3 protein-coding genes and 1 pseudogene are annotated in these 2,089 nt (G+C 36.7%); all 4 read left to right on the forward strand.

The window, feature by feature from the left end; genetic code table 11:
• Positions 1–545: pseudogene (locus tag ACYVTD_RS11940) on the forward strand (J domain-containing protein); the annotation flags it as partial.
• A 31-nt stretch (positions 546–576) separates the two neighbouring features.
• The gene (gene map, locus ACYVTD_RS11945; RefSeq protein WP_461247986.1) at positions 577–1,353 is read left to right on the forward strand and encodes a type I methionyl aminopeptidase; all 777 of its coding nucleotides are present in this window, start codon (positions 577–579) and stop codon (positions 1,351–1,353) included.
• A 90-nt stretch (positions 1,354–1,443) separates the two neighbouring features.
• Entirely contained in the window at positions 1,444–1,548 is a 105-nt protein-coding gene (locus ACYVTD_RS11950; protein WP_461247988.1) for a tyrosine-type recombinase/integrase, read from the forward strand.
• A gap of 260 nt (positions 1,549–1,808) precedes the next feature.
• On the forward strand, positions 1,809–2,089 hold a 281-nt coding region (locus ACYVTD_RS11955), incomplete at its 3' end, for a hypothetical protein (protein WP_461247987.1).

Raw genomic sequence — 2,089 nt, forward strand, 5'->3', positions numbered from 1 at the left:
CCCTTAGCCAAAGAAGTTATATAATCGGGCGTTTCGATTACGACAGGGTTTATTCTTCTTACGCCAAAAAAACCGGATTTGATTACAGGACATGGCTTAATGAACAGGAAAAACCTGAATATAAGGCAAAGTTGATTTTTTACGAGCTATTAAATCTTCAGGAAGACAGGGCTATCGAAGTTTGGAGAAAAAACGGCGGACTTGATTTTCAACTGGAAAAACACATGGAAAGAGAGGATTGGATGGATTGCCAATACATTCTAGCGGAAGAATTAGACAGAAGAAACTTTAGTTTTGAAGCCTTCAAACTGCTGTCCGCCATTCTTGCGGAAGAACACCGCCGACCCTATTTTAATCATTTTACTATAGATATAAAAAAATATGTTAAAAATATAATCGGCAAAAGACTGAAACAGCAAGTAGACAATGAAACATGGATTAAATGCATGGAATCTTTAATGGGTATAGGATTTTCCGATTATGAGGAAAACGCTTTTAATGAATACAAAGAACAGGCGTTAAACGAAATAAGGACTGAACAATGAGCTTAAACGGCAAACAAGAAGGAGGCTTTTTTTGATTCGCATAAAAAATGAAAAACAAATTGACGGCATAAGAAAATCCTGTAAACTTCTTTCCGCCATGTACCGTGAATTAATTCCTCTTGTAAAACCCGGAGTTCAAACAATAGAAATTGATCAATGGGTGCAAAACTGGATTAAAAAAGCAGGTGGCATACCCGTCTTTTTAGGTTATACGATAAAGAAAAAACCCTACCCTGCCGCTATTTGCATTTCGATTAACGATGAAGTAATCCACGGTATTCCTGCAAAAAGACGCATAAAAGAGGGAGATTTAGTGTCTCTTGATTGCGGCATAGACCTTGGCGGATTTATTAGCGATCAAGCTATCAGCATAGAAGCCGGAAAAGTAAGCGACGCAGTAAGAAAACTCAACAAGGTTACAAACGAAGCATTGTATAGCGGCATAATGGCTGCAAAAGCTAATGACAGGCTTTTACAGATTTCACGAGCGGTAGAAAGTTATGTGAAACCTTTTGGATACGGAATAGTCAAAGAATACTGCGGTCATGGAGTGGGGCTTGCCCTTCACGAAGACCCACAAGTGCCGAATTCTCCGCACGGACCAAACCCAAAAATAAGCAACGGCATGGTTATCGCTATCGAGCCGATGATCAACATGGGCACAAGCGACATAGAAGTGCTTGATGACGAATGGACAGTTGTTACCGCCGACTCAAAAGTTTCAGCCCACTGGGAACACACGATAGCCATTTTCAACGGCAAGACGGAAATTTTAACAGAGCCTTTGGAGAGTTTTATTTTTAAGTGAGTGGCAAGCGGTTTAATTGACAAAAGAATAAAATTAATTTTTTGTACTAAATCTCCGTGTACTCAGCAGTAATTTTTAAAAGAAATTTCAATTCACGGTTTGCGTCTCACTTTTGCTACATACCTTATAGAAAGCGGCACTGACATTCGCTATATTCAAGCTCTTTTAGATCACGCTAATCTACGCACCACATAACGCTATGCTCACGTTGCCAAGCGCAATTTTTTAAACATCAAAAGTCCTATTGACACGATAACGTAAGTTACAGTATAAATAACAAAGCAAAAGAAGGCGGTGAAGTGTATTTAACTACAAAAGCAGTTTATCAAAAAACTGGTGGTAATATATCAAAGAATCAAGCTGGTGATGGTTAAGGAATAGATATATTTATTCAGCAGAAAAATATTTACCTGGCTTATTTTATGAGTCAGGTAAATCAAAGGAGTTTTTTATTTATGGATCAAGATTGTTTGCAAACATTATTTTCAGGATTATCATTAATTATTGCTTTCTTTGCATTTTTGCTTGCTTGTATTATTCCTAATCGTATTATGATAAATCAATTATACACGGGCTTAATTGCTGAATATAGAACCCACGAAATGGGGCTTGCAATCTTATGCCATCGTTTTTTACAAAATTTTTATACAAACTATATATATGACGATTCATTAAACTTACATTTTTATCATATAAAAGCCCCTCACTTATTTCAATATTCTTATAAATCTTATTA

Source organism: Treponema sp. R6D11 (assembly GCF_054786075.1).